Origin of the sequence: Arthrobacter woluwensis (assembly GCF_900105345.1) — a bacterium.
GTDB classification, from domain to species: Bacteria; Actinomycetota; Actinomycetes; order Actinomycetales; family Micrococcaceae; genus Arthrobacter_E; species Arthrobacter_E woluwensis.
Genome location: NZ_FNSN01000003.1, coordinates 2,632,212 through 2,657,391, shown reverse-complemented (window position 1 = coordinate 2,657,391; position 25,180 = coordinate 2,632,212). Strand labels below are relative to the sequence as shown.

Below are 25,180 nucleotides of genomic sequence, written 5' to 3'. Positions count from 1 at the left end.
GGCCGGGGGCCTCCGGAGCGGGGGAAGGGTCATGCGGGGAGGATGCGGGATGCTCGGTCACGCCAGCATCCTTTCTGTCGTGAGTGAACCAATGATGAAGTTCTGCTGAAGGCGCCGGTGTCCGGCCTGCGGGAGGTCGTATCCTGGCCCGTCCGGGGCCGCGGCAGGGTCAGTCGCCATCCGGGATCAGCAGCACCTTGCCCGTGGTGCGCCGAGCGGCGAGATCGCGATGGGCGTCGGCGGCGCGGGAGAGCGGGTACCGGGCGCCGATGCGCACGGACAGGCCGCCGTCGGCCGCCGCGCCGAAGACCTCGCCCGAGCGCCAGCGGCGTTCCTCGGCGTCCAGCAGGTGGTCGCCGAGGGTCGGCCGGGTGAGGAACAGGGAGCCGCCCTGGTTGAGCCGCTGGGGATCGACGGGCGGGACCGGACCGGAGGCCGCGCCGAAGAGCACGAGCGTTCCGCGGACCCGGAGGCTCTGCAAGGAGGAGTCGAAGGTGTCCTTGCCGACGCCGTCGTACACCACGTCCACGCCGCGGCCGTCCGTGAACTGCCGCGCCTGGGTGGCGAAGTCCGAGTAGTCGACCACCAGATCGGCGCCCGCGAGGCGCGCGAGGTCGGCCTTCTCCGGCGTGGACACGGTGGTGATGACCCGTGCGCCGCGGGCCTTGAGGAGCTGGATGAGGAGCAGCCCCACGCCGCCGGCCCCGGCGTGCACGAGGGCCGTCGTGCCCTCACCGGCCGGGAAGCTGGAGGTCGCCAGGTAGTGGGCGGTCATACCCTGCAGGGGCAGCGCCGCCGCCGTCTCGAGGTCCAGTCCATCGGGGACGGGCAGGGCCTTGTCCGCGTCGACGATCGCGTACTCCGCGTAGCAGGCGGAGGCCTCGGCGGTGGCGATCCGGTCGCCGGCCGCGAAGCCCGTCACGCCCTCGCCCACGGCGTCGACCACCCCGGACGCCTCCGCTCCGGGGGTCCACGGGAACGGCAGGGGGTAGATGCCCTCCCGCTGGTAGGTCTCGATGAAGTTGACCCCGGTGGCGGCCACGCGGAAGCGGAGCTGCCCGGGCCCGGGCTGGGGGATGTCCGTCTCGGTGTACTCGAGCACCTCTGGTCCGCCGGTCTCCTGGGCGATGATGGCGTGCATGGTCTGTGCCTCCCGTATCCCTCTCGATTGCCGTCAGGGACATCTTATGCAGTGGCTCCGGAGCGGTCACCGCGCCATGCCGATGCATAAATATTTGCGACAGTGCATATTCTTGCTTCGAGGTGTACAGTGTCCGCATGAGCATTTCCGTCGCCGTTTCCGGAGCCAGTGGTTACGCAGGGGGAGAGGTGCTGCGCCTGCTGGCCACCCATCCCGGAGTGACCATCGGCGCCATCACCGCCCATAGCAACGCCGGGGCCCGGCTGGGCAGCGTTCAGCCGCAGCTTCACACCCTGGGTGACCGCATCCTGGAAGAGACCAGTGTGGAGAACCTGGCCGGACATGACGTGGTGTTCCTCGCGCTCCCGCACGGCGCCTCCGCCGAGATCGCCGCGCAGCTCCCCGAGGGCACCCTGGTGATCGACGCCGGCGCGGACCACCGCCTCGTGGACGCCGCGGCGTGGGAGAAGTTCTACGGCTCGCCGCACGCGGGCACGTGGCCGTACGGCCTGCCCGAGCTCCCCGGCCAGCGGGAGAAGCTCCGCGGCAGCAAGCGCATCGCCGTGCCGGGCTGCTACCCGACGTCGGCCCTCCTCGCTCTCACTCCGGGCTTCGCGGCCGGGATGCTCGAACCGCAGGACGTCGTGATCGTCTCCGCCTCCGGCACGTCCGGCGCCGGGAAGGCCGCCAAGGTGAACCTGCTCGGCTCCGAGGTCATGGGTTCCATGTCGCCGTACGGCGTGGGCGGCGGCCACCGTCACACCCCGGAGATCGAACAGGGCCTCGGCAACGCCGCCGGGGAGCCCGTCACGGTCTCCTTCACCCCGACGCTCGCCCCGATGAGCCGCGGCATCCTGACGACGGCGACGGCGCGGGTCAGGCCGGGCGTCGGCGCGGAGGAGCTCCGTGCGGCCTGGCAGGACATCTACGAGAACGAGACGTTCGTGCACCTCCTGCCCGAAGGACAGTGGCCGACCACCAAGTCCGTGCAGGGCTCCAACCATGCCGTCCTCCAGCTGGCGTACGACGCGCACACGGGAAGGGTGATTGTCAGTGCGGCAATCGATAACCTGACCAAGGGCACCGCAGGCGGTGCCGTGCAGTCCATGAACATCGCCCTGGGTCTCGACGAATCCCTGGGGCTCGCCCAGCTAGGAGTCGCCCCGTGAGTGTCACCCTTCCCCTCGGTTTCCGTGCAGCAGGCATCACCGCAGGCCTGAAAGCCAGCGGCAAGCCGGACATGGCCCTGGTCATCAACGACGGGCCGACGAAGCACGCAGCCGGGGTGTTCACCTCGAACAGGGTGGCCGCGGCTCCCGTGCACTGGTCGCGCCAGGTCCTCGCGGACGGGCGCGTGGACGCGGTGGTGCTGAACTCGGGCGGCGCGAACGCCTGCACCGGCCCGCAGGGTTTCCAGAACACGCACGCGACGGCGGAGCGGCTCGCAGCGCTGCTCGGCGTCTCCGCCGGGGACGTCGCCGTCTGCTCCACGGGACTGATCGGCGAGCAGCTGCCCATGGACAAGATCCTGCCGGGTCTTGAACTGCTCGTGGACAACGCCGGTCCGGACGCCGGGTCCGCCGCGGCCGACGCCATCATGACCACGGACACCGTGAGCAAGGAAGCCAGCTACATCGGGTTCGATCCGCTCGGCACCGGGTTCACGATCGGTGGCATGGCCAAGGGGGCCGGCATGCTCGCCCCCGGTCTGGCCACCATGCTCGTGGTCATCACCACGGACGCCATCGTCAGCCCGGAGCTCCTGGACGCGGAACTGCGCGAGGCCGTGCGTCTGAGCTTCAACCGCGCCGATTCGGACGGTTGCATGTCCACCAACGACACCGTCCTGCTGCTCGCCTCCGGCGCCTCGGGCTCCTACCCGACCGGCGAGGAGTTCGGCAAGGGACTGCAGGAAGTGTGCAAGAACCTGGCCCGCCAGCTCATCGGCGACGCCGAGGGCGCCGCGCATGACATCGCCATCCGCACCTTCAACGCCGCCAGCGAGCTCGACGCGGAGACGGTGAGCCGCGCCGTCGCGCGTTCGAACCTCTTCAAGACCGCGATCTTCGGCAAGGACCCGAACTGGGGCCGCGTGCTCTCGGCCGTGGGCACCACGGACGCCGTCTTCGACCCTGACCGGCTCAATGTGGCCATCAACGGGGTGCAGATCTGCCGCAACGGCGGGATCGGCGAGGACCGCTCGCTGGTCAGCCTGGAAGACCGCGAGGTCCTCGTGGAGATCGACCTGAACGCCGGCGAGGACGAGGCCACCATCTGGACCAACGACCTCACCCACGACTACGTGCATGAAAACAGCGCCTACTCCAGCTGAGTAGCGCACCACCCACGCCCTAGGAGAGACATGACCTCCAGCTTGACGAGGGATCTCAGCCAGGCCCAGTCCAAGGCCGAGACCCTCATCGAAGCCCTGCCCTGGATCCAGCGCTTCGCCGGGAACACCATGGTGATCAAGTACGGCGGCAACGCCATGATCAACGAGGAACTGCGACGGGCTTTCGCGGAGGACATCGTCTTCCTGCACCACGTGGGCGTGCGACCCGTGGTCGTGCACGGCGGCGGTCCGCAGATCAACTCCATGCTGGCCCGGCTGGGCATCGAGAGCGAGTTCAAGGGCGGGCTGCGCGTCACCACCCCCGAGGCCATGGACGTCGTGCGCATGGTCCTCACGGGCCAGGTGGGCCGCGAACTGGTCGGCCTCATCAACAACCACGGCGCGTACGCGGTGGGCCTCTCCGGCGAGGACGGCGGGCTCCTCCAGGCCATCCGCACGGGCACCGAGGTCGACGGCAAGTCCGTGGACCTGGGCCTCGTCGGCGAAGTGGTGGGCGTGAACCCCCGCGCCATCCACGATCTGCTGGAGGCCGGCCGCATCCCGGTCATCTCCACGGTCGCCCCCGAGATCGGGCCCGACGGTTCCCCGACCGGGGACGTGCTGAACGTCAACGCGGACACCGCGGCGGCGGCCCTGGCCGAAGCGCTGGGCGCCAGCAAGCTCGTGATCCTGACCGACGTCGAGGGTCTGTACGCGAACTGGCCGGACAAGGACTCGCTCATCTCCTCCCTGACCGCCGATCAGCTGCGCGCCATGCTGCCGAGCCTGCAGTCCGGCATGATCCCCAAGATGGAGGCCTGCCTCAAGGCCGTGGACGGGGGAGTGCCGCAGTCCCACATCGTCGACGGCCGTCTGCCGCACTCCATGCTGCTCGAGGTCTTCACGACGGCGGGCATCGGCACCCAGGTGGTCCGCGACGCGGACGCCGACCTCACCACGGAAGGGCTGTGACGCGTATGGCGAAGCACGCTGACATCACCCCGGCGCAGGAGGAAGGCCTCCTGGACGCCCGCACGGCCAGCGGCGCGGAGTGGCTCGCGCGCTACTCCGGAGCCCTGCTCAACGTCTTCGGCACGCCTCAGCGCGTGCTGGTCCGCGGCGCGGGCGCCGTGGTCTGGGACGCCGACGGCAAGGAGTACCTTGACCTGCTGGGCGGCATCGCGGTGAATGCGCTGGGCCACGCCCACCCGTTCGTCACCTCGGTGATCTCGAGCCAGCTGGCCACCCTCGGCCACGTCTCCAACTTCTTCGCCTCGCCGCCGCAGATCGCGCTCGCGGAGAAGCTCCTGGACCTCTCGGGCGCCCCCGAAGGCTCCAAGGTGTTCTTCTCGAACTCGGGCACCGAGGCCAATGAGGCGGCGTTCAAGCTGGCGCGCCGAAACGCGGACGGACCGGACGGGCCGCGCCGGAAGATCCTCGCGCTCGAGGGCGCCTTCCACGGCCGGACCATGGGCGCGCTCGCCCTCACCGCCAAGCAGGCCTACCGCGAACCGTTCGAGCCGCTGCCCGGCGGGGTGGAGCACCTTCCCTTCAACGATCAGGACGCACTCCGTGCGGCGGTCGACGGTCAGACGGCCGCCGTGGTCCTGGAGCCCATCCAGGGCGAGGCGGGCGTGCGTCCGCTCGACCCCGAGTACCTGCGGCTCGCCCGCGAACTCTGCACCGAGCACGGCGCCCTCCTCATCCTGGACGAGGTCCAGACCGGTGTGGGGCGCACGGGCCAATGGTTCGCCTTCCAGGAGAGCGGCGTTCTCCCGGACGCCATGACCCTGGCGAAGGGTCTCGGCGGCGGATTCCCCATCGGCGCGCTCATCACGTTCGGCGAGAAGGTCTCCGCGCTGCTGAACCCGGGCCAGCACGGCACGACCTTCGGCGGCAATCCAGTCGCGACGGCCGCGGCCCTGGCCACCCTGCACGTGATCGAGCAGCAGGGCATCCTGGCTCAGGTGCGCGCCACGGGCGAGCGCCTGGCCCGGGGCCTGGCCGCGGTGCCCGGCGTCACGGACGTCCGCCAGCGCGGCCTGCTGATCGGGATCGACCTGGACGCCGACGTCGCGCCCGCCTTCGTGACCGCGGCGCTCGACGCCGGTTTCATCCTCAACGCGCCGGGCCCGCACACGCTGCGCCTGGCGCCGCCCCTCATCCTCAGTGATGCCCAGGCGGACGCCTTCCTCGGCGCGTTCCCCGGCATCCTGTCCACGGCCAAGGCCGCCTCGGCGGCAGAGTAGGTTCCCATGACTTCCGTACGTCACTTCCTCAAAGACACCGACCTCAGCCCTGCCGAACTGCAGGAGGTCCTGGACCTCGCGGTGCGGCTCAAGGCCGAGCCGGACTCCCTGGCCGTGTACGCCGGGGAGGGCCGGGCCCGCAAGACGGTCGCGGTGATCTTCGACAAGACCTCCACTCGGACGCGCGTGTCGTTCAGCGCCGGCGTGTCCGAGCTCGGCGGCAGCCCCCTCATCATCAACCCCGGGGAGGCGCAGATCGGCCACAAGGAGTCCGTGGCCGACACCGCCCGCGTGCTCGAGCGCATGGTCTCCACGATCGTGTGGCGGACCGGCGCGCACCAGGGCCTGGTGGAGATGGCGGAGAACTCCCGTGTGCCCGTCATCAACGCGCTCTGCGACGACTACCACCCGTGCCAGCTGCTGGCCGATCTGCTCACCATCCGCGAGCACAAGGGCAGCCTTGCCGGACTCACCCTGACCTATCTGGGCGACGCCGCCAACAACATGGCGAACTCCTACCTGCTGGCCGCGGTCAACGCGGGCATGCACGTGCGCATCGCGGGCCCGGAGGGATATCTGCCGGCTCCGGAGATCGTCGCGGCCGGTGAGGAGCGCGCCGCTCAGACCGGCGGCAGCGTCCTCGTCACGAGCGACGCGGTCGAGGCCCTGGCCGGCGCCGACGTCGTGGCCACGGACACTTGGGTGTCCATGGGGCAGGAAGCCGAGAAGGAGTCCCGCATGACGCTCTTCCGCGACTACTCCGTCACCGAGGAGGCCATGGCGCAGGCCGCGCCGGACGCCATCGTGCTGCACTGCCTGCCGGCGTACCGCGGGTACGAGATCGCCGCGGACGTGATCGACGGCCCGCAGTCCGTCGTCTGGGACGAGGCCGAGAACCGTTTGCACGCCCAGAAGGCCGTGATGGCATGGCTCATGCACCGTTCCGGCCTGGCCGTGGTGCCGGGTCTGGACTGATGACCGCCGCCGGCGCCGGGGCCACCAGCCCGGCCACCAAGACCGCCCGCCAGGCGCGCATCAGCGCGATCCTGCGGGGTGAGAGCGTGCGCTCGCAGGCCGAGCTGGCCGCACTCCTGGCTGACGACGGCGTGCAGGTCACGCAGGCGACGCTCTCCCGGGATCTCGTGGAGATCGGCGCGGTCCGGGTCCGGGGGAGCGACGGCGGCCTCGTGTACGCCGTCCCCGGCGAGGGCGGCGACCGTGGGCCGACGAGCGCCGTCGCGCAGGAGATCCTGGACGCCCGCCTCGAGAAGCTCTGCGGCGAACTGCTGGTCACGGCGGAGGCGTCGGCGAATCTCGTGGTGCTGCGGACCCCGCCCGGGGCCGCGAACTTCCTGGCCCTCGCCATCGACCACTCGGTGATGCCGTCCGTGCTGGGCACCATCGCGGGGGATGACACCGTGCTCCTGGTCGCCCGGGACCCTCAGGGCGGGGAGGCTCTCGCCGCCCGGTTCCTGGCCATGGCGGACAGCAACCCGAATTGATCCAGAAGGCTATGAATACTTACTCATAGTCATGTATAGTTTTACATACACCACTTCCTGAAGGAGATACTCACGTGACTGAGCGCATCGTCCTGGCCTACTCCGGCGGCCTTGACACGTCTGTGGCCATCGGCTGGATCGGCGAAGCCACCGGCGCCGAAGTGATCGCCGTGGCGGTCGACGTCGGGCAGGGCGGCGAGTCCCTGGAGACCATCCGCCAGCGCGCCCTCGGCTGCGGCGCCGTGGAGGCCTACGTCGCCGACGCGCGCGATGAGTTCGCCAACGAGTACGCCATGCCGACCCTGAAGGCGAACGCTCTCTACCAGGGCCACTACCCGCTCGTCTCCGCGATCTCCCGTCCCGTGATCGTCAAGCACCTGGTCAAGGCCGCCCGTGAATTCGGCGCCACCACGGTCGCTCACGGCTGCACCGGCAAGGGCAACGACCAGGTCCGCTTCGAGGTCGGCATCCAGACCCTGGGCCCGGACCTGAAGTGCATCGCCCCGGTCCGCGACCTCGCCCTCACCCGGGACAAGGCCATCGCCTTCGCCGAGGAGAAGGGCCTGCCGATCGAGACCACCAAGAAGAATCCGTACTCGATCGACCAGAACGTCTGGGGCCGTGCCGTGGAGACCGGCTACCTCGAGGACATCTGGAACGCCCCCACCAAGGACATCTACGACTACACCGCCACCCCGGAGTTCCCGCCGGCGCCGGACGAGGTCGTCGTGACGTTCCACCAGGGCGTCCCGGTCGCGATCGACGGCGTCGCCGTCACGCCGCTGCAGGCCATCCAGGAGCTCAACCGCCGTGCCGGCGCCCAGGGCGTGGGCCGCATCGACGTCGTCGAGGACCGTCTCGTCGGCATCAAGTCCCGCGAGATCTACGAGGCCCCCGGTGCCATGGCGCTCATCACGGCCCACAAGCACCTCGAGGACGTCACCATCGAGCGCGAGCAGGCCCGCTTCAAGGCCACCGTCGGCCAGCGCTGGTCCGAGCTGGTCTACGACGGCCAGTGGTTCTCCCCGCTCAAGCGCTCCCTGGACGCCTTCATCGAGGACACCCAGAAGTACGTCTCCGGCGACATCCGCATGACGCTGCATGGCGGCCAGGCCATCGTGAACGGCCGTCGCTCGGACACCGGCCTCTACGACTTCTCGCTGGCGACCTACGACACCGGTGACACCTTCGACCAGTCCCAGGCCAAGGGCTTCATCGAGCTCTGGGGCATGTCCTCCAAGGTCGCGTCCACCCGTGACCAGCGGGTCGCAGGGGCCTGAGCATGAGCTCCGAGACCCACGGCACGAACGAGGGCGCCCTCTGGGGTGCGCGCTTCGCCGGCGCCCCGGCGGACGCACTCGCCGCGCTGAGCAAGTCCACGCACTTCGACTGGCGTCTGGCGCGGTACGACATCGCCGGCTCCAAGGCGCACGCCCGCGTGCTCCACAAGGCGGGCCTGCTCGACGACGCCGAACTGGACGGCATGCTGGCCGCCCTCACGCAGCTGGATGAGGACGTCGCGAGCGGCGCCTACGTCGCGGCCGAGAGCGACGAGGACGTGCACGGCTCCCTGGAACGCGGCCTGCTCGAGCGCGCCGGCACCCACCTGGGTGGCAAGCTCCGCGCCGGCCGGTCCCGCAACGACCAGATCGCCACGCTGGGACGCATGTTCCTGCGCGACCACGCCCGGATCATCGCCGCGCGTGTGCTGGACGTGGTGGACGCCCTCGTGGCGCAGTCCAAGGCCCACCCCGAGGTCGCCATGCCGGGCCGCACGCACCTGCAGCACGCGCAGCCGGTCCTCCTGAGCCACCACCTCCTGGCCCACGCCTGGGCCCTTCTGCGCGATGTGCAGCGGCTCCAGGACTGGGACAAGCGTGCGGGCGTCTCGCCGTACGGCTCCGGCGCCTTGGCGGGCTCCTCGCTGGGTCTGGACCCGGAGGCCGTCGCGGCGGAGCTCGGCTTCTACTCGGCGGTGCACAACTCGATCGACGGCACGGCCTCCCGTGACGTCTTCGCGGAGTTCGCCTGGGTCGCAGCCATGATCGGCGTGGACATCTCACGGATCTCGGAGGAGGTCATCCTCTGGGCCACCAAGGAGTTCTCCTTCGTCACGCTGGATGACGCCTACTCCACGGGCTCGTCCATCATGCCGCAGAAGAAGAACCCGGACGTCGCCGAGCTGGCGCGTGGCAAGGCCGGCCGCCTCATCGGCGATCTGACCGGGCTGCTCGCCACGCTCAAGGGCCTGCCCCTCGCGTACAACCGGGATCTGCAGGAGGACAAGGAGCCCGTCTTCGACGCCGCGGACACCCTCGAACTGCTGCTGCCGGCCGTGTCCGGCATGATCGCCACGCTCGGGTTCAACACCGAGCGCATGCAGTCGCTCGCACCGCAGGGCTTCGCGCTCGCCACCGATGTGGCGGAGTGGCTGGTCCGGCAGGGCGTGCCGTTCCGGGAGGCTCACGAGCTCTCCGGCGCGGCCGTCAAGCAGGCCGAGAGCCGCGGCGTCGAGCTGTGGGACCTGACGGACGAGGAGTATGCGGCCATCTCCCCGCAGCTGACTCCCGAGGTCCGCAGCGTGCTCTCGACGGAGGGCTCGCTCGCCAGTCGCAGCGCTCAGGGCGGCACCGCGCCGTCCGCCGTCGCACGTCAGCTTGAGGCGCTTGAAGCCGAGCTGAGCGAGGCGCGGTCGTTCGTGGCCTAGTCCTCGGCGCCGTGCCCCGAGAGGCCGGGTTCCGCATTTCCGCGGAACCCGGCCTCTCGTGCGTCCGGCACGGATTCCGGTTCATGGCCACTCACTGAAACGGTCGTCCCTGCCCTAGGATGGCGGCATGAGCCAGATCACTTCCGGGTCCTCGGACCACGCCTCCGCCGATGACTCCCTGCTCCGCGATCTCCGGTCCGCCGCGGACCTGGTGAACAAGCTGGCGGCCTCCCTCGACGATGAGGCTGTGAAGGCGCCGTCGGTCCTCCCCGGCTGGACCCGGGGCCACGTCCTGGCCCATCTCATGGGCATCAGCGAGGCGATGGCGCGGCAGGTCGAGTACGCGAAGCGCGGCGAGCGGATCGATCTGTACGACGGCGGCTACGAGGGCCGCACGGCGCGTATCGAGCTCGCCGCGGGCCACACCGCCGAGGAGCACCGCGACGACGTCCGGGCCGCGACGACGCGCGCCCTGGACGCCCTCGGCAGCCTGGAACCGCAGGAGTGGGACCTCCCCATCAGCTACCGGGACGGCGTGGTGCGGGACGGCGCCTTCGCGCTCTGGCGGGAGCTCACCATCCACGGCACCGATCTCGGTCTGGACTACGGCCCGGAGACCTGGTCCAAGCCCTTCTGCTTGCATCTGCTGGACTTCCTTGCCGCCCGCGTCCCGGAGGGCCGGCACCTCGTGATTCAGCCCCTCGGATTGCCGCCCCGGACGCTCGGCCACGGGGGCGATGGCGTGGTGGTGAGCGGCATGCTCACGGACATCGCCGCGTGGCTGGCGGGACGGGAACCGAGCCTGTCGTCGCTGCGCGCCTCCGCCGCCGCCGACGACGTCGACCTGCCGGAGCTGCTGCCCTGGCCGTCCGGCGTCCCGGCGACGAAGTAGCGTCTCCTCCAGCAATGACCGTTGCGGGGTCAGCTGATGTCCCTTCCGGAGCGACCGGGGGACATCGTCTGACCCCGCATTCGTCAGGCCGCCGCGGCTTCGCGGGCCAGCAGGCTCTCCTTGACCGGAAGACCCCAGCGGAACCCGCCCAGGGTACCGTCGGTCCGGACGATCCGGTGGCACGGGACGAACAGCGCCGCCGCATTGAACGCGCAAGCGCTGGCCGCAGCCCGCACGGCTTGGGGGTTCCCCGCGGCCAGGGCGTAGCCGGCATAGGTCAAGGGGCTGCCCGCCGCGACCTCCCGCAGGACATTCCAGGCGTGTTCGCGGAACGGGCCGGACTTCTGGTGCACGGGCACGGTCATCGGCGCGGTCAGCTCGCCGTCGTAATACGCCAGCACGGCATCCGTCAGCGCACCGAGGCTGCCCGTCCGGCGCAGTTCCGCGGGCCGCAGGCTCGCGTGCACCTGGGGGAGCAGCTCGTCGAGGTCGGCGGTCCAGCCCGACGCGAGGACCGCGCCGTCCTGGCCGATCACGGTGAAGGGGCCGTCGGGCGTGGTGAGGGTGGTGTAGTCAGCCATGATGCGGTGCTTTCCTCTCGGGGTTCGCGGGCGTTGACGTGGTGGTGGCGCGCGGCAGGGCCGCCAGGCGCCAGAGGTGCAGGGTGGCGTACGAGCGCCAGGGGGAGGCGGCGGTGAACGTGGGATCTCCGGCGTCGCCGCCGAGCGCGCGGATCCCGTTGCGGACCGCGGCATCCCCGGCCAGGAAGATGTCCGGCGCTCCGAGGATCCTCATCGAGAGGTACCCGACCGTCCAGGGCCCGATGCCCGCCTGCGGCAGCAGCGCCGCCGCGAGCGTCTCCGGAGTGTCGCCGAAGCCGAATTCCAGCTCCCCGGAGGCCATGGCCGCGGCCGCCGCCTGCAGCGATGCCGTCCGGCGGGCGGGTCCGCGCAGCAGCTCCGGAACATGCTCCGCGAGCGACGACGGCGCCGGGAACAGCCGCGTGATCCGTGCCTCCGGGTGGGGACTCGCCTCAGCCGCGGTGGACCCGGGCGCGGGAGCCTCGAACCGCTCGCCGCAGACGGAGAGGCCCGCCAGGGCCGTCCGGGCCGCGGACACGGTGATCTGCTGACCGACCATGGCCCGCACGAGCATCTCCTGCGGATCGAGGGCGCCCGGCAGACGGAGCCCCGGGACCTCCGCCACGGACGCCGCCAGGCGGGGGTCCGCCGCGAGAGCCGCGTCGATGGCCTGGGGGTCCGCGTCGAGGTCGAAGAGCCGCCGGACCCGGGTGATAAGGCGGTGGAGGTCCTTCAGATTCACGGAGTGGACCTGCAGTTCCAGATACCCCCGGCCGGTGGCGGACACCCGGAAATGCGCCACCCCGTGCGGCAGCGCGAGGGCGCGCTCGTAGGACGTCCCGTCAGCGATCTCCACCCCCGGGATCGCGCGGGCCTCCAGGAAACGGAACACCCCGGGGTCGAACGGTTCCCTGTAGGGCAGGCGCAGCGTCAGCGTGCCCGCCGGGGCGTCCACCGGGTCTCGGCGTCCGTTCGCGGTGGCCCGGAGCTGACCGGGCGTCTTGTCGAACACGGCGGAGATGGTCTCGTTGAACTGCCGGACACTGTTGAAACCGGCGGCGAACGCCACGTCGGCCAGGCTCATCCCCGTCGAGACGAGGAGCTGCCGGGCCGTCTGGGCGCGGGCCGCGCGGGCGAGGGCCAGCGGGCCGGCGCCGAGCTCCTGGCTCAGGATCCGGCCGAGCTGCCGCGTCGAGTAGCCGAGCCGGCCGGCCAGTGCGGGGACGCCGCCGTCGTCCACCAGGCCGTCGTTGATGAGGCGCATGGCCCGCGCCGCGACGTCCGAGCGGATGTTCCAGGCGGGGGTGCCCGGCACCGCCTCGGGAAGGCAGCGCTTGCAGGCGCGGTAGCCGGATTCATGCGCTGCGGCGGAGGTTTCGAAGAACTCGACGTTCTCCGGTTTGGGGGTGCGGGCCGGGCAGGAGGGACGGCAGTAGATGCCCGTGCTCTTGACGGCCGTGTAGAACTGCCCGTCGAAACGGGCGTCCCTCGTGTCGATCGCCCGATAGCGCTGCCAGAAGTCCATGGCTTCATTCTGGCAGTTTCCGGACACGCCCACTGGCGGTTTTCGGACACGGCAGTGCCGGGACGGTGGGCGGGTCGTGTCCGAGGCCGGTGTTAGCGTCGGAACCATGATCGAGTCGGCTGACGTGACACGTGAAGAGGACTTCCTGAGCCCCGCGGAGGTCCGTGATCTGCTGAGCGGGGATCCCGTGGACCTGGCGCCCCGGTTGCTCGGCTCGGTGATCAGCCACACCACGCCGGACGGCACGGTCGCGATCCGGCTGACCGAGCTGGAGGCGTACCGCGGTGAGCGGGACTCGGATTTCCCTGATCCGGGAGCGCACAGCTTCCGCGGCAAGACGGCGCGGAACGCCGCCATGTTCGGCCCGCCCGCACATCTGTACTGCTACTTCACCTATGGGATGCACTATTGCGCCAACCTCGTGTGTGGGCCGGAGGGCAGGGCCTCCGGGATCCTGATGCGTGCCGGGGTCGTGGTGGAAGGCGCCGCGCTCGCCGAGAGCCGCCGGCCCGCCGCCCGCAAGGAGAGCGAACTCGCCCGCGGACCGGCCCGGCTGGCCACCTGTCTGGCCCTGACGACGGCGGACACGGGCGCGGATCTGCTCGCGCCGCCCCTGAACCTCCAGGTGCCGCGGAGCGCGCTGACGGGTGACGGCGTGGACGGTCTGACGGTGCTCGCGGGCCCACGGGTCGGCGTCTCCGGCGCCGGCGGCAGCCTGGAGTACCCCTGGCGGTTCTGGCTCGACGGCGAACCGAGCGTCTCCGTCTACCGCCCGGCCAAAGCCCGCTGAGCGTGGCGCGGAACACCCGTTCCGCGGCCGGCGCCGGTCCGAGCGGCCGGACGCCGGGGCCTAAAATGGAGGGCGTGCCTGAAACAGCCCATGAATCCGCCATCGCCCTTCTCGACCGGCTCTGCGCCGTCATCCCGGATTACCCGGAACCCGGCATCGTCTTCCGCGACCTGACCCCGGTCTTCGCCGACGGCGAGGGCTTCCGCACCGTGGTCGACGCTCTGATCGAACCGTACGCGGGCCGTTTCGACGTCGTGGCCGGTGTGGAGGCCCGTGGGTTCCTGCTCGCCGCCGCGGCAGCGTACGCCTCCGGCAAGGGTGTCGTCGCCGTGCGCAAGGCGGGCAAGCTCCCGCGGGAGACGTTCGCACAGGAGTACGCGCTCGAATACGGCACGGCCACGCTGGAGATCCACCGGGATGACCTCGCTCCCGGCACCCGCGTCCTCCTGCTCGACGACGTCCTCGCCACCGGTGGCACGCTCGCCGCCGCGCATGAACTCTTCGGCCGCGCCGGCGTGGAGGTCACGGGGATCGGCGTCGTCATGGAGCTCGACGGCCTTCCCGGCCGGGACCGCCTGGCCGCGGCCGGCATCGATCTGGACCTCGTGCACGCCCTCCAGAAGGTCTGACCCGGGTGCTCTGACCGAGAACCTCCGAGGGCTGCCCGCAGTGCGCTCCGACGGGCGCGCCGGGTCCCCTTCGGCGTCTCCGGGCAGCCGCCTCCGCCGGTCCGCCGGGACGTTCCCTTCCGTTCACCCGAATGGCTGTAGAATGGACGGTCCGTTATCGACAATGGCGGGGAACCTTGGCGAAGAGGAGTTGCTTGATGCTCGAGGCTGAGCTGGCGCGTGAACGGGACTATGTCCACGGCCTGTACCACCGGCTGGATGAACTCCGCGAAGAGAAGCGCGGGCAGCTCGCCCGCGTGCGCCGGGGCGGACCCGTGGGGAGCATGCAGAATGTGTCCGAGCGGGACGCGTTCGCCGCGCTGTATGAGGACCGGCTGGCGCAACTGGACGCGGTCGAGGACCGGCTCGTGTTCGGTCGCCTGGACCTCGACGACGGCGAGGCCCAGTACATCGGCCGTATCGGCCTGTCCACCGAGGACCTGCAGCGCCTCATGGTCGACTGGCGTGCCCCCGAGGCCGGACATTTCTATCAGGCCACGGCGTTCGACCGGCAGGGGGTGCGCCGCCGTCGTCATCTGATCCTGTCCGGCCGCGACCTCAAGGCGATGGAGGACGACGTCCTGGACCCCGGCATGCTGGGGGAGCAGACCGGCCATCAGGGTGAGGGCGCCCTGCTCGCCGCTCTGAACTCGAAGCGCACCGGACAGATGTCCGACATCGTCAGCACCATCCAGGCCGAGCAGGACCGCATCATCCGCAGCTCGATGTCCGGGGCGCTCGTGGTCCAGGGCGGTCCCGGCACGGGCAAGACGGCCGTGGCCCTGCACCGTGCCGCGTATCTCCTGTACACGCACCGCGAGCGGCTGAAGTCCGCCGGTGTGCTGCTCGTCGGCCCCAGCACGTCGTTCATGAAGTACATCGAACGCGTGCTGCCCTCCCTGGGTGAGACCGGCGTGGTCATGGCCAGCCTCGGCAAGCTCATGCCCGGCATCGACGCCGTCCCCGAGACCGATCCGCAGGTGGCGGCCCTCAAGGGACGTCTCGCCATGGCGATCGTGGTCGCCAACGCGGTGGCGCAGCGTCAGCGCACGTTCCGCTCCCCGCGGACCCTCGAGGTGGAGGGATACCGCCTGACCCTGAGTCCCAAGCAGGTCTCCCGCGCCCGGGAGAAGGCCCGCCAGACCGGCAAGCCGCACAACGAGGCGCGGGGGACGTTCGTCAAGATCCTGCTGCGCGAACTCACGGAGCAGCTCACCGAGAAGGTCCTGGCCGCCAATCCGGGCAACAGCGCGGACCGTTCGTACCTGGCGGAGGACGTCCGGTCGTCCCACGACGTCCGGGTGGCGCTGAACCTCGCCTGGATGCCGATGACACCGGAGAAGCTCCTGTCCGAGCTCTTCTCCCGTCCGGACATCCTGAAGGCCTGCACTCCGGGGTTCACCGAGGCGGAGCGCCGGCTGCTGCTCCGCCCGGCCGACGCCCCCTGGACGGAGGCGGACGTGCCGCTCCTGGATGAGGCCGCCGAGCTCCTGGGCGACTACGACGTCCATGCCGGCCGCAACGCCGCCCTCGCGGAGCAGGAACGTCAGCGCGACGTGGAGAACGCCAAGGCGACCCTGCGGAACATGGAGCACATGGGCATCGACCCGCTGTTCACCGCCGAGGAGCTCGCGGAGCGGAACGCCGAGCAGCACCACCGGCTGAGCGCCGCCGACCGTGCGCGCGGGGACCGCAACTGGGCCTACGGCCATGTGGTCGTGGACGAGGCGCAGGAGCTCTCGCACATGCAGTGGCGCCTGCTGGCCCGCCGCTGCCCGCTCAAGTCGTTCACGATCGTGGGCGACATCGCTCAGACCAGCTCCGCCGCGGGCGCGCTGTCCTGGGCGTCCGCGCTGACCCCCGAGTTCGGTGATCACTGGCGCCTGGAGGAACTCACGGTCAACTACCGCACCCCGTCGCAGATCGCCGAGGCCGCGGTCCGGATGGCGAATGCCGCCGGTCAGATCGTCTCCGCCCCGAAGGCGGTCCGGGAGGGCCGCTGGGCGCCGCAGATCGACCGGGTGTCCGCGTCCGACGTCGTGCCCCACCTGGTGCGCGCCGTCCCCGAAGAGCTGACGATGCTCGACGGCGGCCTGCTCGCCGTCATCAGCGGCCCCCGCCACCGCGCGGCGGCCGAGGCGGCCCTGCGCGCCGAGTACGGCGGCCGCGTCGGCACGGGGTCGGGCAGCTACGACCAGGACATCGTGGTGATCAGTCCGCAGGAGGCGAAGGGCCTCGAATTCGACGGTGTCGTCATCCTCGAACCCCAGGAACTCCTGGACGAGGCTGACGGACGCGTGGGTGATCTGTACGTCGCCATGACCCGGCCCACCCAGCGCCTCCGCCTGATCGCGTCCGGGCCCATCCCGGAGGGCATCGAGAAGGCCTGAACCCATGGGGAATGCTAATTTGGAGGGGTGTCACAGCTGAGCGAAACCATCGAGGGCCCCGCCCTCGCCAAGCAGAAGAACGATTCCGCCTTTGCTAACGTCTGGCAGGAGCTGAAGTGGCGTGGCCTGGTCCACGTGTCCACGGATGAGGCGGAACTGGAGAAACTCCTCGCCGGCGAGCCTGTGACCTACTATTGCGGCTTCGATCCCACGGCGCCGTCCCTGCACCTCGGCAACCTGGTGCAGCTCCTGGTGATGCGCCGCCTCCAGCTGGCCGGCCACAAACCGCTGGCGCTGGTCGGCGGTTCCACGGGCCTGATCGGTGATCCGCGTCAGACGGCCGAGCGGGTGCTCAACACCCGCGAGACCGTGGCCGAGTGGGTGGAGAAGCTCCAGGCGCAGGTCTCGCGCTTCCTCTCCTTCGAGGGGGAGAACACCGCGCGCCTGGTGAACAATCTGGACTGGACCGCGCCGCTGTCCGCGATCGACTTCCTGCGCGAGGTGGGCAAGCACTTCCGCGTGGGCACGATGATCAAGAAGGACATCGTCGCGAGCCGCCTGAACTCCGATGAGGGCATCAGCTACACGGAGTTCAGCTACCAGATCCTCCAGGGCATGGACTACCTCGAACTGAACCGCGCCTACGGCTGTGTCTTGCAGACCGGCGGCAGCGACCAGTGGGGCAACCTGACCAGCGGCACCGAGCTGATCCGCAAGGTGGAGGGCCGCAGCGTGCACGCGCTGGGCACCCCGCTGATCACCAACTCGGACGGCACCAAGTTCGGCAAGAGCGAAGGCAACGCCATCTGGCTGGACGGCGACATGTGCTCGCCCTACACCTTCTACCAGTTCTGGCTGAACACCGCCGACGCCGATGTGGTGGACCGCCTGAAGGTGTTCACCTTCCTGAGCCGTGCGGAGATCGAGGAGCTGGCCGTGTCCGTGGCGGAGCGTCCGTTCGCCCGTGAGGCGCAGCGCCGCCTGGCGTGGGAGGTCACCGGCCTGGTGCACGGTGTCGAGGCGACCGAGAAGGTCATCGCGGCATCCGCCGCCGTGTTCGGCAACGGCGACCTGTCGGTGCTGGATGAGGCGACGCTCCTGGCGGTGTCGTCGGAACTGGCCTCCGCGACCGTGCCGGCCGACGGCCTGGCCGTGGTGGATCTCCTGCTCGCGACCGAGCTGGTGAAGTCCAAGTCCGATGCCCGCCGCACCATCACCGAGGGTGGTGCCTACGTCAACAACGTCAAGGTGACGGATGTGGACTTCGTGGTGCCGGCCGAGGATCTGCTGCACGGCAAGTACCTGCTGCTGCGCCGCGGCAAGAAGAACCTCGCGAGCGTCACGGTCGCCTGACCTACCGCCTTCCCGAGACGTACGACGACGGCCCGCCCTCCCGGGCGGCTCACCTTCATGGTGGGCCGGGGGAGTGGCGGGCCGTCGTCGTTTTCGGAGGGCTCAGAACTCCACGCGGTTGGCGAGCACCGGAAGGGCCTCCCTGGCGCGGCGGACCATGTCGGGGTCGAGCTCGGCGAAGAGCATCTGGACGGCGCCGTCGGCGCGCGCCACATCCTGTCCGAACGGATTCACGACGCCGGAGTGTCCCACGCCGGTGGGAAGACTCTTCGGATTCTCCACACCGATGGAGGCAGGATCGGCCTGACCGCAGGCGAGCAGGTAGCTCGTGGTGTCGAGTGCGCGGGCACGGGTGAGTAGCTCCCACTGTTCGACCTTCCCCGGGCCGGGTCCCCAGGAAGCGCAGACGATCTGCACGGTGGCGCCGGCCAGGGCATTCGCGGTGAACAAGGCGGGGAACCGGACGTCGTAGCAGGTGGACAGGCCGAAGGTCACGCCGTCGAGTTCGAACGTCACAGCCACGTCGCCCGGCTCGACCGTGTCCGACTCCGCGAAGCCGAAGGCGTCGTAGAGGTGGATCTTCGTGTAGGAGGCGGAGACTTCAGGCCCCGTCACCAGCAGAGTGTTGCGGACCTTGGGCCGGGCGTCGCCTGCGGGCTCGGCGCCCGGGGTGAACATGCCGGCGATGATGGTGATGCCGTACTCGTGGGCGATTCCCTCCACCTCGCGGGCCCAGGGACCGTCCAGCGGCTGGGCGATGTCGTGAAGAGGATTGCCGAATGCGCGCATCGTCGCTTCCGGGAACACGATCAGTCGCGCTCCGGCATCGGCTGCCCGGGCGGTGAACTCACGGACCGACGCGAGATTGCCGGCGAGATCGGCGCCGCTGTGGATCTGGGCGAGAGCGATGAGCATGCGTACTCCTGGTCCGGGGAGGGGCCGGCGTCTTCCGGCACTGACCACTCCAGCATCTGCCGAGAGGAACGCCGAGTCCAGTCCTCCCAAACCCACCTGGAACGCTGACGGGAAGCCGACGGGACGCTGATGTGGCCGGGTTCACAGAATAGTCTGCTCCCCACAAGGGCACTTTCCGGGGCCTGAGTGCCCCCGAAATCCCCAGGATTCCGCGGAAGTTCAGGGTGATGAGGCACCACAGGGTTCTGAATTTGCGCAGACGCCGGAAGGTGCGTATAGTTGATCAGGTCGCCGCGACGGAGACGGAAAGGGTCCTGAAGGATCCGGAACCGCCCGGAGGCGGCAAACAACCTTCCTCATCGTCCTGGAACCTTTGCGTCCGGGATAGACGGTTGGATGTCTGTTGTTTGAGAACTCAATAGTGTGTCATGTTTTTTTGATACCAATGTTTTTTTGGTAATCACTGATTTCACCGCCCCTGTGGTGGATTGGTGTTTGCTGGGTTTTGAATTTCTTTTTGGAGAGTTTGATCCTGGCTCAGGATGAACGCTGGCGGCGTGCTTAACACATGCAAGTCGAACGATGAAGCCTAGCTTGCTGGGTGGATTAGTGGCGAACGGGTGAGTAACACGTGAGTAACCTGCCCTTGACTCTGGGATAAGCCTGGGAAACTGGGTCTAATACCGGATACGACCATTGCCCGCATGGGTTGGTGGTGGAAAGCTTTTGTGGTTTTGGATGGACTCGCGGCCTATCAGCTTGTTGGTGAGGTAATGGCTCACCAAGGCGACGACGGGTAGCCGGCCTGAGAGGGTGACCGGCCACACTGGGACTGAGACACGGCCCAGACTCCTACGGGAGGCAGCAGTGGGGAATATTGCACAATGGGCGAAAGCCTGATGCAGCGACGCCGCGTGAGGGATGACGGCCTTCGGGTTGTAAACCTCTTTCAGTAGGGAAGAAGCGAAAGTGACGGTACCTGCAGAAGAAGCGCCGGCTAACTACGTGCCAGCAGCCGCGGTAATACGTAGGGCGCAAGCGTTATCCGGAATTATTGGGCGTAAAGAGCTCGTAGGCGGTTTGTCGCGTCTGCTGTGAAAGGCCAGGGCTCAACCCTGGTTCTGCAGTGGGTACGGGCAGACTTGAGTGATGTAGGGGAGACTGGAATTCCTGGTGTAGCGGTGAAATGCGCAGATATCAGGAGGAACACCGATGGCGAAGGCAGGTCTCTGGGCATTAACTGACGCTGAGGAGCGAAAGCATGGGGAGCGAACAGGATTAGATACCCTGGTAGTCCATGCCGTAAACGTTGGGCACTAGGTGTGGGGGACATTCCACGTTTTCCGCGCCGTAGCTAACGCATTAAGTGCCCCGCCTGGGGAGTACGGCCGCAAGGCTAAAACTCAAAGGAATTGACGGGGGCCCGCACAAGCGGCGGAGCATGCGGATTAATTCGATGCAACGCGAAGAACCTTACCAAGGCTTGACATGGACTGGATCGCATCAGAGATGGTGTTTCCCTTCGGGGCTGGTTCACAGGTGGTGCATGGTTGTCGTCAGCTCGTGTCGTGAGATGTTGGGTTAAGTCCCGCAACGAGCGCAACCCTCGTTCCATGTTGCCAGCGCGTAATGGCGGGGACTCATGGGAGACTGCCGGGGTCAACTCGGAGGAAGGTGGGGACGACGTCAAATCATCATGCCCCTTATGTCTTGGGCTTCACGCATGCTACAATGGCCGGTACAAAGGGTTGCGATACTGTGAGGTGGAGCTAATCCCAAAAAGCCGGTCTCAGTTCGGATTGGGGTCTGCAACTCGACCCCATGAAGTTGGAGTCGCTAGTAATCGCAGATCAGCAACGCTGCGGTGAATACGTTCCCGGGCCTTGTACACACCGCCCGTCAAGTCACGAAAGTTGGTAACACCCGAAGCCGGTGGCCTAACCCCTTGTGGGAGGGAGCTGTCGAAGGTGGGACTGGCGATTGGGACTAAGTCGTAACAAGGTAGCCGTACCGGAAGGTGCGGCTGGATCACCTCCTTTCTAAGGAGCAAACGAGATCATGGCCGCTTCCTGCATGGGTTGTGGTGGTGGTTGAGTGTAGAACCCGCCTGCCAGGGCGTTCGTTCCTGGGGTGTGGTGCTCATGGGTGGAATATCGAAAAAACACATCCTCGTGATGGTTGGTGGGTTCCTGTGAAACAAGGGGGCTTGCCGGCTGGGGGTGCGGTTCCTGTACGGGTGCTGTGATGCTGCGTTTTAGTACGCCGGCCGGTGACGGTTGGTTGGAACGGGTGTGGTGTTGTGGTGGTGCAGGGGTTGTTGACACACTGTTGGGTCCTGAAGCAACAGGCCCGTCGCATGTCTCCTTTGGGGGTGTGTGGTGGTTGTTGTTTCGTTTGGTTGCCCTGCTTCTGGAAGGCGTGCCCGGTTGGGTGTGTTGGATGGGGGTGTGGGGTTGTTGTTTGAGAACTGCATAGTGGACGCGAGCATCTTATAAGGCGAGCGTCATGGCCTGGGTGGCCTCCTTTTGGGGGGTTGTGTGGGTTGTGGTGTTTGTCTTGGTTTTTGTGTGGCCAAGTTTTTAAGGGCGCACGGTGAATGCCTTGGCATTAGGAGCCGATGAAGGACGTGGGAATCTGCGAAAAGCCTGGGGGAGTTGATAACCGAACTTTGATCCCAGGATGTCCGAATGGGGAAACCCGGCTGCCTGTTATGGGTAGTCACCCGCAGCTGAACGCATAGGCTGTGTGGAGGGAACGCGGGGAAGTGAAACATCTCAGTACCCGCAGGAAGAGAAAACAACATGTGATTCCGTGAGTAGTGGCGAGCGAAAGCGGATCAGGCTAAACCGGTCCATGTGTGATAGCCAGTGGGCGTTGCATGGTCGGGGTTGTGGGGTTGTTCCGTACCAGGGTCACTGACCTGGTCGGGTGTGAATGTGCTGGCGTAGATGAACGGCCTGGGATGGTCGACCATAGAGGGTGAGAGTCCCGTAATTGTCGCGTTGATGCACCGCTCGAGGGATGATTCCCGAGTAGCACGGGGCCCGAGAAATCCCGTGTGAATCTGTCAGGACCACCTGATAAGCCTAAATACTACCTAATGACCGATAGCGGACCAGTACCGTGAGGGAAAGGTGAAAAGTACCCCGGGAGGGGAGTGAAATAGTACCTGAAACCGTGTGCCTACAATCCGTCAGAGCAGGCTTGTACCTGTGATGGCGTGCCTTTTGAAGAATGAGCCTGCGAGTTAGTGTTACGTCGCGAGGTTAACCCGTGTGGGGAAGCCGTAGCGAAAGCGAGTCTGAATAGGGCGTTTGAGTGGCGTGATCTAGACCCGAAGCGAAGTGATCTACCCATGGCCAGGTTGAAGCGACGGTAAGACGTCGTGGAGGACCGAACCCACTTCAGTTGAAAATGGAGGGGATGAGCTGTGGGTAGGGGTGAAAGGCCAATCAAACTTCGTGATAGCTGGTTCTCCCCGAAATGCATTTAGGTGCAGCGTTGCGTGTTTCTTGCCGGAGGTAGAGCTACTGGATGGCCGATGGGCCCTACAAGGTTACTGACGTCAGCCAAACTCCGAATGCCGGTAAGTGAGAGCGCAGCAGTGAGACCGTGGGGGATAAGCTTCATGGTCGAGAGGGAAACAGCCCAGACCACCGACTAAGGCCCCTAAGCGTGTGCTAAGTGGGAAAGGATGTGGAGTTGCTTAGACAACCAGGAGGTTGGCTTAGAAGCAGCCACCCTTGAAAGAGTGCGTAATAGCTCACTGGTCAAGTGATTCCGCGCCGACAATGTAGCGGGGCTCAAGTACACCGCCGAAGTCGTGGATTTCAGATAGTAGACAAGCCTTCGTGGTTCAGTCGTCTGGAGTGGTAGGGGAGCGTCGTGTGGACGGTGAAGCCGCGGTGTAAACCAGTGGTGGAGACCACACGAGTGAGAATGCAGGCATGAGTAGCGAAAGACGGGTGAGAAACCCGTCCGCCGGATGATCAAGGGTTCCAGGGTCAAGCTAATCTGCCCTGGGTGAGTCGGGACCTAAGGCGAGGCCGACAGGCGTAGTCGATGGACAACGGGTTGATATTCCCGTACCGGCGAAGAACCGCCCATACTGAGCCCGGGATACTAACCACCCAATCCGCCTCCAGGAGCCTTCGGGCAAGTGGTGTGTGGTGAGGCTGGGAACTGATCGGGGGAGGTAAGCGTATTAACAGGTGTGACGCAGGAAGGTAGCTGAGCCGGGCGATGGTAGTCCCGGTCTAAGCAGGTAGGCCGTTCCCTAGGCAAATCCGGGGAACATGAAGGCTGAGACGTGATGGGACCCCACCTTGTGGGGGATTCAGTGATCCTATGCTGCCGAGAAAAGCATCGACGCGAGGTTCCAGCCGCCCGTACCCGAAACCGACACAGGTGATCAGGTAGAGAATACTAAGGCGATCGAGAGAATCATGGTTAAGGAACTCGGCAAAATGCCCCCGTAACTTCGGGAGAAGGGGGGCCCGGACTGTGAAGAGGACTTGCTCCTCGGAGCGGATAAGGGCCGCAGAGACCAGGGGGAAGCGACTGTTTACTAAAAACACAGGTCCGTGCGAAGTCGCAAGACGATGTATACGGACTGACTCCTGCCCGGTGCTGGAAGGTTAAGAGGACCGGTCAACACTTTGGTGTGAAGCCGGGAATTTAAGCCCCAGTAAACGGCGGTGGTAACTATAACCATCCTAAGGTAGCGAAATTCCTTGTCGGGTAAGTTCCGACCTGCACGAATGGAGTAACGACTTCCCTACTGTCTCAACCATGAACTCGGCGAAATTGCACTACGAGTAAAGATGCTCGTTACGCGCAGCAGGACGGAAAGACCCCGAGACCTTTACTATAGTTTGGTATTGGTGTTCGGAGTGGCTTGTGTAGGATAGGTGGGAGACTGTGAAGCGGACACGCCAGTGTTCGTGGAGTCATCGTTGAAATACCACTCTGGTCACTTTGGACATCTAACTTCGGCCCATGATCTGGGTCAGGGACAGTGCCTGATGGGTAGTTTAACTGGGGCGGTTGCCTCCTAAAAAGTAACGGAGGCGCCCAAAGGTTCCCTCAGCCTGGTTGGCAATCAGGTGTCGAGTGTAAGTGCACAAGGGAGCTTGACTGTGAGAGAGACATCTCGAGCAGGGACGAAAGTCGGGACTAGTGATCCGGCGGTACATTGTGGAATGGCCGTCGCTCAACGGATAAAAGGTACCTCGGGGATAACAGGCTGATCTTGCCCAAGAGTCCATATCGACGGCATGGTTTGGCACCTCGATGTCGGCTCGTCGCATCCTGGGGCTGGAGTAGGTCCCAAGGGTTGGGCTGTTCGCCCATTAAAGCGGTACGCGAGCTGGGTTTAGAACGTCGTGAGACAGTTCGGTCCCTATCCGCTGCGCGCGCAGGAAATTTGAGAAGGGCTGTCCTTAGTACGAGAGGACCGGGACGGACGAACCTCTGGTGTGTCAGTTGTACTGCCAAGTGCACCGCTGATTGGCTACGTTCGGATGGGATAACCGCTGAAAGCATCTAAGCGGGAAGCCCGCTTCAAGATAAGATTTCCATGACCCTTCGGGGTCGAGAGGCTCCCAGCAGACCACTGGGTTGATAGGCCGGACGTGGAAGCAGGGACTAACGACCTGTGAAGCTGACCGGTACTAATAAGCCGACAACCTGACCACACACCACACCCCCCCGGGTGTGGGTGAAAGAACTGTGCTACGCGTCCACCATGCGGTCCCCAAACAACAAACCCACCAGTTTGACCCGAGGGAACCAGATAATTGAATAAGCAACACCACCACCCCCACAAGGGATCCACTGGTTGGTGTTGCGTGTCACGGAAACGATCCAGTGACCCTTACAAACCAACCCCCACCCCCTGGTGGGGAGTTTGAAAGAGTTACGGCGGTCATAGCGTGGGGGAAACGCCCGGTCCCATTCCGAACCCGGAAGCTAAGACCCACAGCGCCGATGGTACTGCACTCGCGAGGGTGTGGGAGAGTAGGACACCGCCGGACACAACCACCCAGGATGGCCCGAGCAACGACGCCCGGGCCATCACTGCACCACCAACGAAACAGCCCCCACACACAAGCGTGGGGGCTGTTCGCCTTTAAC

At 66.9% G+C, this 25,180-nt stretch carries 17 protein-coding genes and 3 rRNA genes; 16 read left to right on the top strand and 4 right to left on the bottom strand.

Annotated features, from left to right (window positions below; translation table 11 throughout):
• Window positions 1-169: 169 nt before the first annotated feature.
• Entirely contained in the window at window positions 170-1,141 is a 972-nt protein-coding gene (locus BLV63_RS12745) for a quinone oxidoreductase family protein (protein ID WP_066217332.1), read from the bottom strand.
• Window positions 1,142-1,278: 137 nt separating this feature from the next.
• Here BLV63_RS12745 and argC point away from each other — a divergent pair, with 137 nt between their 5' ends.
• From argC to BLV63_RS12700, 9 genes are all read left to right on the top strand, one after another.
• A complete protein-coding gene (gene argC, locus BLV63_RS12740) occupies window positions 1,279-2,310 on the top strand; it encodes an N-acetyl-gamma-glutamyl-phosphate reductase (RefSeq protein ID WP_066217367.1) in 1,032 nt (343 codons plus the stop codon).
• Window positions 2,307-3,473 carry a bifunctional glutamate N-acetyltransferase/amino-acid acetyltransferase ArgJ gene (gene argJ / locus BLV63_RS12735; protein ID WP_066217334.1) on the top strand — a complete coding sequence of 389 codons (1,167 nt, stop codon included), beginning with the start codon at window positions 2,307-2,309 and terminating at the stop codon, window positions 3,471-3,473. The genes argC and argJ overlap by 4 nt, the downstream gene beginning before the upstream one ends.
• 30 nt (window positions 3,474-3,503) lie before the next feature.
• Entirely contained in the window at window positions 3,504-4,445 is a 942-nt protein-coding gene (argB, locus tag BLV63_RS12730; protein WP_066217336.1) for an acetylglutamate kinase, read from the top strand.
• A gap of 5 nt (window positions 4,446-4,450) precedes the next feature.
• Complete coding sequence (locus tag BLV63_RS12725; RefSeq protein WP_066217338.1) at window positions 4,451-5,722, top strand: acetylornithine transaminase; 1,272 nt, start codon at window positions 4,451-4,453, stop codon at window positions 5,720-5,722.
• 6 nt (window positions 5,723-5,728) lie between these two features.
• Window positions 5,729-6,697 (top strand): ornithine carbamoyltransferase, encoded by a 969-nt coding sequence (gene argF / locus BLV63_RS12720; protein ID WP_066217340.1) that lies wholly within the window; start codon window positions 5,729-5,731, stop codon window positions 6,695-6,697.
• Window positions 6,697-7,224, top strand: a complete 528-nt coding sequence (locus BLV63_RS12715; protein WP_066217342.1) for an arginine repressor — start codon at window positions 6,697-6,699, stop codon at window positions 7,222-7,224. Before argF ends, BLV63_RS12715 begins: the two co-directional genes overlap by 1 nt.
• Window positions 7,225-7,298: 74 nt before the next feature.
• Window positions 7,299-8,504, top strand: coding sequence for an argininosuccinate synthase (locus BLV63_RS12710; RefSeq protein ID WP_066217344.1), 1,206 nt, complete (start codon window positions 7,299-7,301; stop codon window positions 8,502-8,504).
• A gap of 2 nt (window positions 8,505-8,506) precedes the next feature.
• Window positions 8,507-9,931: an argininosuccinate lyase gene (gene argH, locus BLV63_RS12705; protein WP_066217346.1), complete on the top strand. Its 1,425-nt coding sequence runs from the start codon at window positions 8,507-8,509 to the stop codon at window positions 9,929-9,931.
• Window positions 9,932-10,058: 127 nt separating this feature from the next.
• A complete protein-coding gene (locus BLV63_RS12700) occupies window positions 10,059-10,823 on the top strand; it encodes a maleylpyruvate isomerase family mycothiol-dependent enzyme (protein WP_066217347.1) in 765 nt (254 codons plus the stop codon).
• Between the two features lie 83 nt (window positions 10,824-10,906).
• Here BLV63_RS12700 and BLV63_RS12695 read toward each other — a convergent pair whose 3' ends face one another.
• Together BLV63_RS12695 and BLV63_RS12690 are read right to left on the bottom strand one after the other, a co-directional pair.
• A complete protein-coding gene (locus BLV63_RS12695; RefSeq protein ID WP_373277875.1) occupies window positions 10,907-11,407 on the bottom strand; it encodes a methylated-DNA--[protein]-cysteine S-methyltransferase in 501 nt (166 codons plus the stop codon).
• A complete protein-coding gene (locus tag BLV63_RS12690; RefSeq protein WP_066217350.1) occupies window positions 11,397-12,929 on the bottom strand; it encodes an AlkA N-terminal domain-containing protein in 1,533 nt (510 codons plus the stop codon). Before BLV63_RS12690 ends, BLV63_RS12695 begins: the two co-directional genes overlap by 11 nt.
• 106 nt (window positions 12,930-13,035) lie before the next feature.
• Here BLV63_RS12690 and BLV63_RS12685 point away from each other — a divergent pair, with 106 nt between their 5' ends.
• From BLV63_RS12685 to tyrS, 4 genes are all read left to right on the top strand, one after another.
• Complete coding sequence (locus BLV63_RS12685) at window positions 13,036-13,719, top strand: DNA-3-methyladenine glycosylase (protein WP_066217352.1); 684 nt, start codon at window positions 13,036-13,038, stop codon at window positions 13,717-13,719.
• A gap of 65 nt (window positions 13,720-13,784) precedes the next feature.
• Window positions 13,785-14,348 carry an adenine phosphoribosyltransferase gene (locus BLV63_RS12680; RefSeq protein ID WP_066217354.1) on the top strand — a complete coding sequence of 188 codons (564 nt, stop codon included), beginning with the start codon at window positions 13,785-13,787 and terminating at the stop codon, window positions 14,346-14,348.
• Between the two features lie 197 nt (window positions 14,349-14,545).
• Complete coding sequence (locus BLV63_RS12675) at window positions 14,546-16,777, top strand: HelD family protein (RefSeq protein WP_066217356.1); 2,232 nt, start codon at window positions 14,546-14,548, stop codon at window positions 16,775-16,777.
• Window positions 16,778-16,813: 36 nt separating this feature from the next.
• A complete protein-coding gene (gene tyrS / locus BLV63_RS12670; RefSeq protein WP_174521293.1) occupies window positions 16,814-18,130 on the top strand; it encodes a tyrosine--tRNA ligase in 1,317 nt (438 codons plus the stop codon).
• 102 nt (window positions 18,131-18,232) lie between these two features.
• Here the strand turns inward: tyrS and BLV63_RS12665 are convergent, their stop codons facing one another.
• Window positions 18,233-19,045, bottom strand: a complete 813-nt coding sequence (locus tag BLV63_RS12665) for a carbon-nitrogen hydrolase family protein (RefSeq protein WP_066217360.1) — start codon at window positions 19,043-19,045, stop codon at window positions 18,233-18,235.
• Between the two features lie 514 nt (window positions 19,046-19,559).
• Here BLV63_RS12665 and BLV63_RS12660 point away from each other — a divergent pair.
• The 3 genes from BLV63_RS12660 to rrf all read left to right on the top strand — a co-directional run bounded on the left by BLV63_RS12660 (window position 19,560) and on the right by rrf (window position 25,080).
• Window positions 19,560-21,084: ribosomal RNA gene (locus tag BLV63_RS12660) — 16S ribosomal RNA — on the top strand.
• 530 nt (window positions 21,085-21,614) lie between these two features.
• A 23S ribosomal RNA gene (locus tag BLV63_RS12655) occupies window positions 21,615-24,741 on the top strand.
• Between the two features lie 222 nt (window positions 24,742-24,963).
• Window positions 24,964-25,080: ribosomal RNA gene (gene rrf, locus BLV63_RS12650) — 5S ribosomal RNA — on the top strand.
• The 16S, 23S and 5S rRNA genes sit together here, the layout of an rRNA operon.
• The last annotated feature ends 100 nt before the right edge of the window (window positions 25,081-25,180 follow it).